Origin of the sequence: Streptomyces sp. (assembly GCF_035563135.1) — a bacterium.
Classification (GTDB): Bacteria; Actinomycetota; Actinomycetes; order Streptomycetales; family Streptomycetaceae; genus Streptomyces.
In genome coordinates this window covers 1-5293 of record NZ_DATMVN010000031.1, presented here as the reverse complement: position 1 = coordinate 5293, position 5293 = coordinate 1, and the positions used below count along the sequence as shown (strand labels likewise).

Annotated in this window: 4 protein-coding genes; 1 reads left to right on the top strand and 3 read right to left on the bottom strand. The window is 71.7% G+C overall.

Going from position 1 to position 5293, the window contains the following annotated elements; translation table 11 throughout:
• Window positions 1-488 (top strand): GNAT family N-acetyltransferase (locus VN520_RS01580; protein WP_325745001.1); only part of this gene is annotated, 488 nt, incomplete at its 5' end.
• Between the two features lie 50 nt (window positions 489-538).
• Here the strand turns inward: VN520_RS01580 and VN520_RS01575 are convergent.
• Genes VN520_RS01575 through VN520_RS01565 form a run of 3 tightly spaced genes read right to left on the bottom strand, consistent with a single transcriptional unit; the run spans window position 539 to window position 5157 of the window.
• Window positions 539-2167: a type VI secretion protein gene (locus VN520_RS01575; RefSeq protein ID WP_325745000.1), complete on the bottom strand. Its 1629-nt coding sequence runs from the start codon at window positions 2165-2167 to the stop codon at window positions 539-541.
• A gap of 1 nt (window position 2168) precedes the next feature.
• Window positions 2169-3587 carry an ATP-binding protein gene (locus tag VN520_RS01570; protein ID WP_325744999.1) on the bottom strand — a complete coding sequence of 473 codons (1419 nt, stop codon included), beginning with the start codon at window positions 3585-3587 and terminating at the stop codon, window positions 2169-2171.
• Window positions 3588-3606: 19 nt separating this feature from the next.
• Window positions 3607-5157, bottom strand: coding sequence for an SCO6880 family protein (locus tag VN520_RS01565; RefSeq protein ID WP_325744998.1), 1551 nt, complete (start codon window positions 5155-5157; stop codon window positions 3607-3609).
• Between the last annotated feature and the right edge of the window lie 136 nt (window positions 5158-5293).

The window sequence follows — 5293 nt, the reverse complement described above, 5'->3', positions numbered from 1 at the left end:
TGGCCGCGCTGCGGGACCCTGCTGCCCCGATCGCCTTCCTGGAGACGTACGAGCATGCGCTGGCCCAGCCCGACGTGTTCTGGCAGGAGCGGACGGCGGGTGCTGCCGTGGGGGAGCACGTGCGTCAGTTCATCGCCGAGGCGCCTGGCGGGCAGTGGGCGGGGACGGTGTCGGTGCTCGTGGAGAGACCGGCGGGCGAGCCGGGTTTCGGGGAGGCGGCCGAGGTCGACCAGGCCCATCTGGTGGCGGTGTTCGTCCGGCCGGAGCACCGGGGCCGCGGGCTGGTGGACGCGCTGTTCCGCGAGGCGGTCGACTGGGCGTGGTCGTTGACCGGGCCGCCGCTGGAGCGGGTGCGCCTGTACGTCCATGAGGCCAACGCGCGGGCCGAGGCATCCTACCGCCGGTTCGGCTTCGTACCGACCGGGAGGACGCTGCTGATGGAGGGCGACCCGGCGGCGCTGGAGCTGGAGTTCGAGATCCGCCGTTAACGGCGGACCGGGTCGGCCCGGCCAGTCCGGTCCGGGCGGTCCGGCCAGGGTCAGCCTGCTCCGGGTGCCGGCAGGTGTTCCCGCCAGCGGGCGCGGGCCTGTTCCTCGGAGCGGAGCAGGACCAGGGCGGGCATCCCCTGGTCCTGGCCGGCCGACAGCAGCTCCGGGAGCTGGGGAAGCGGAGCCACGGCCGCGACGTCGTCGAGGACGAGCGTCATTGGTGGGTCGAGCCGACCGTCGGTTGACCGTGCGGCCATGCGGCGGCCGTGCTCGACCACGTGCGAGGTGAGTGCGGTGAGCAGAGGCATCGCACCGGGGCGGCGGGGATCCTCGATGGGTTCACCGACCACATAAAGCGTTCCCCCTTCGCGTGCAAAAGAATCCAGCACGAGCGCATCGGCTCGGTTGGGTGTGCACGCCTCACGGACGTGGACCGAGGAGAGCGCCGAGAAGGCCCGCACGGTCAGTTCCTGGGCCACCTCCCGGCGTTCGGGATAGGCGGTCAGCGCGGACTCCAGGAGCCCGGCGAGCCCGGAGGCCGCCTTGGGGTGGGTACGCAGCACGCGGACCGGCTCCCGGCCGCCGGAGCCGGAGGCCCAGCGATGGACCTGGCGGAAGGGGCGGCCGTCCACGGCAGCGGCGTGCAGCCAGCACTGGAGCAGCGTCCGGGCGGTGTCGGCGACGGCCTCGTCGGCCCGGGCCAGGGGGCGGACCGGGGTGAGGAGCGCGGCCGCCCGGGAGGCCGCGGTGGCAGGGTCCTCGCAGCCTGCGGTGGGCGACCAGTGGAGGCGGGCCGGGGTGTCGCAGAGGTGGCCGGGGTCGTAGACGAGGACGGGGCCGAGCTTGCTGCGGGCGTCCTTCGTCTCGGCCCAGACGGTGGGGTCCGAGGTCACGACGAGGGCGGGGCCGTCGGCGTCCCGGACGGCCTGGACGACGGCGGGGCGGCGCGTGGCGGAGGGGCCGTAGAGGACGCGGGGGGTGCGTGGTGCGGGGACCAGCGGGGAGGCCTCCCGCGCGTACGCGGCGAGAGCTTCGGGGCCGGCGGGCGCGGTCTGCTGGGTGTATGCGGCGAGGGGATCGGGGCCGGCGGGTGCGGCCTCCTGGGCGTACGCGGCGAGGGGCGCAGTGGGTGCGGCCTCCTGGGCGTACGCGGAGGCTGTGGGGCCCGGGGCCTTCCCGACGGGTGCCGGGGCGGGGTGCGGGGACGCTTGGGCGGGCGTGGCTTCCCGCACGGATTCCCGGCCCGCCGGGTGGGTGCGTACGGGCTCATCTTCGGGTCCGTACGGTGCCGGGGCCGCGCCCTTGCGCTTCCGGACCAGCCGCCGGCGCGCCACCGTGCCGGCCACGAACACCGTCAGCACCAGGAGCACCATCACCTCGCCGATGAACAGGCCCCAGAACAGTCCGTACCCGGAGAGCTCGCCCGGCGGGGTGTCCGGCCAGGCACCCGGGAGGTCCGACGGTTCGACGGCCAGGGCGCGCAGGGCCAGCGGCGTCCGCATGAACGTGACCCCGTCCGGCCATCCCCCGTGGGCGAACAGCCCGGCCAGGCCCGTGGCCGTCCAGGCCAGCACCATGAGCCCGAAGAGACAGCCCAGGAGGCCGATCAGCAGGCCGTCCGGGATACCGCCCTGGCCCTCGCCGCCGCGCCCCGGACCGGATGGTGCCTGGCGTGCCATGTCATGCCACCGTTGATTCGGACGACTCGTTCAGCCGTTGCTGGTTCTCGATCCTCGCCGCCCGCTGCTCCGCCTCCAGCTCCGCCGCTCGTACGTCCTCGGGGAGCAGGTCCGCAGCGGAGCCCTCGGTCATCGCGCGGTCGGTGAAGACCAGGGGGCGTTCCGCCTCGGTGATCAGGTGCTTGACGACCTGCACGTTGCCGTTGACGTCCCATACGGCGATACCGGGGGTCAGCGTCGGGATGATCTCGACCGCCCATCTGGGCAGGCCGATGACCTTGCCCGTCGCTCTGGCCTCGTCCGCCTTCTGGGCGTAGATCGTGCGGGTGGAGGCCATCTTCAGGATGGCCGCCGCTTCCTTCGCCGCAGCTCCGTCGACGACGTCGCTGAGGTGGTGGACGACCGCCACGAAGGACAGCCCGAGGCGCCGCCCGAACTTCAGCAGGCGCTGGAAGAGCTGTGCGACGAACGGTGAGTTGATGATGTGCCAGGCCTCCTCGACCAGGAAGATGCGCTTCTTCCGGTCGGGTCTGATCCAGGTGTGCTCCAGCCATACGCCGACGATCGCCATGAGGATGGGCATCGCGATGGAGTTCCGGTCGATGTGCGAGAGGTCGAAGACGATCAGCGGTGCGTCGAGGTCGATGCCGATCGTGGTCGGTCCGTCGAACATGCCGCGCAGGTCACCGTCGACGAGCCGGTCCAGGACGAGGGCGACGTCCAGGCCCCAGGCGCGTACGTCGTCTATGTCCACGTTCATCGCCTCGGCCGACTCGGGCTTCGGGTGGCGCAGCTGCTCCACGATGTCCATCAGGACCGGCTGGCGCTCGGTGGTGGTGGCGCTGACGTACGCGTGAGCGACCTTGAGCGCGAAACCGGACCGCTCGTCGAGGCCATGGCCCATGGCCACCTCGATGATCGTACGGAGCAGGGCGAGCTGTCCGGTCGTGGTGATCGAGGGGTCGAGGGGGTTGAGCCGGATCCCGTCGTTCAGCGCGGCGGTCGGGTCGAGCCGGATGGGCGTGATGCCCAGCTCCTGGGCGATGAGGTTCCACTCGCCGACGCCGTCCTCGCCCTGGGCGTCCAGGACGACGACCTGGCGGTCACGGAAGCGGAGCTGGCGGAGCACATAGGTCTTCTCCAGCGCCGACTTGCCGTTGCCGGACTCACCGAGCACCAGCCAGTGCGGGGCGGGCAGCTGCTGCCCGTAGAGCTGGAACGGGTCGTAGATGTAGCCCTTGCCCGAATACACCTCACGCCCGATGATCACTCCGGAGTCACCGAGGCCGGGCGCGGCGGTCGGCAGGTAGACGGCCTGGGCCTGGCCCGTGGACGTACGCACCGGCAGCCGGGTCGTCTCCACGTTCCCGAAGAGGAAGGCGGTGAAGGCATCCGACAACGCGGACAGCGGATCTCGCATGGCGTGACTGTCCTCTCGTTCAGCGACGGATGCCGGTGGCGAACGGCAGGGTGTTCACGAAGGCGCGGTGATGCTCCCGGTCGCACCACTCCAGCTTCAGATACGACTTGCCGGCCGAGGCCCGGATCGTGCGCTTGTCGCGGGCGAGAGCTTCGGGGGACCGGGACGACACGGTGATGTACCCCACCAGGTTCACCCCGGCCGCGCCGCTCGCCAGATCTTCACCCCGCTGGTCGAGCCTGCCGTGCGCGGCGATGTCGCGCGGGTCGACCGTGCGGTTCATCTTGGCCTGCCGGCTGGCCTCGGCGTCGTCGTTGGTCTTCTCCGTCAGCATCCGCTCGATGGCGATCTCGGTGGGTTCGAGGTCCATGCAGACCGCGACCGTACGGATCACGTCGGGCGTGTGCACGAGGAGGGGCGCCAGGAAGTTGACGCCGACGGGGGTCATCGGCCATTCCTTCACCCAGGCCGTGGAGTGGCACCAGGGGGCGCGCGTCGACGACTCACGGGTCTTGGCCTGGAGGAACGTCGGCTCCACCGCGTCCAGCTCGGCCGGCCAGGCGTTGCGTTTCGTCATCGCCTGGATGTGGTCGATGGGGTGGTCCGGGTCGTACATCGAGTGCACGAGGGAGGCGAGCCGGCTCTGGCCGAGCGGCTGGCGGACCCGGATGTCGGCCTCGGCGAGCCGGGCGCAGATGTCGGTCAGCTCGCGTGCCATGACGACGGCGAGCCCCGCGTCGCGGTCGATCCTGCGGCCGCCCTGGGGGCGGATGGCACGGGCCATGGCGTTGGCCTCGGCCGCCAGGTCACGGGTGTAGTGCATGCAGGCGACGAGGTAGGCGCGGTGCTGCTCGCTGGAGGTGGAGACCATCGACTGGAGCTGGTCGTAGGACTCCTGGATCCAGCCGGGCGCCGACCTGTCGCCGCGCTGGGCGACGTCCTTGGCGTGCGCGTCGGGGTCGGCGGGCAGCGTACGGGCGAGCATCTGAAGGCGCGTCACGAAACCGTCGCCGTTGGCCACGTGCTTGAGCAGGGTGCCGAAGCGGTCGACCAGGGCCTCCTGGTCCTCGCTGTCGCGCAGGCCGACGCCGGGTCCCTCGATCTCGATGGCGGCGGTGACCGTACGCCGGTCGGCGTGCAGCAGTACGGCGATCTCGTCGGGGCCGAACGGCGCGGCGAGCCAGCTGATCCGGCCGATGCCGGGCGGCGGCCCGATCTCCACCTCGCGCCCGTCGGAGCTGACCCCGGCCTCCATGGCGGCGGAGCGGTAGGCCGTGCCGCGGCGCAGGGTGCGCTTGAAGCTGCGGTTGATCTCGAACCACTTGTAGAAGGTGCGGCCCTTGTAGGGGAAGTACACGACGGCGAGGGCCAGCATGGGGAATCCCACGAGGGCCACGATCCGCAGGGAGAGGACCGGGACGAGGAGCCCGCTCATCATGCCGAGGAACGCCCCGGCGATGATCAGCGCGATCTCGCCTGTCTCACGGTTCTTGCCGATGATCGCGTTCGGCCGGGCACGGCCGATGAGATACGTACGGCGGGGCGCGATCGTGTGGGACTGGATCGTCAACGCCCTCCCCCTCCTGTGCTCGTGTTACCTGTGCTGCCTGAACCGCCTCGTGGGGAGCGGCTGCCGTGAGGGGTGCCGGCGGTGGGCCCGGCCCCGCTGCGGGGTGAGGGCGCGGCGCCGCCCGTGTTCCGGGAGC

Excerpts from the sequence above, each read along its gene's own strand:
- VN520_RS01575 (WP_325745000.1), bottom strand. The coding sequence starts at position 2,167 with ATGGCACGCCAGGCACCATCCGGTCCGGGGCGCGGCGGCGAGGGCCAG.
- VN520_RS01570 (WP_325744999.1), bottom strand. The coding sequence starts at position 3,587 with ATGCGAGATCCGCTGTCCGCGTTGTCGGATGCCTTCACCGCCTTCCTC.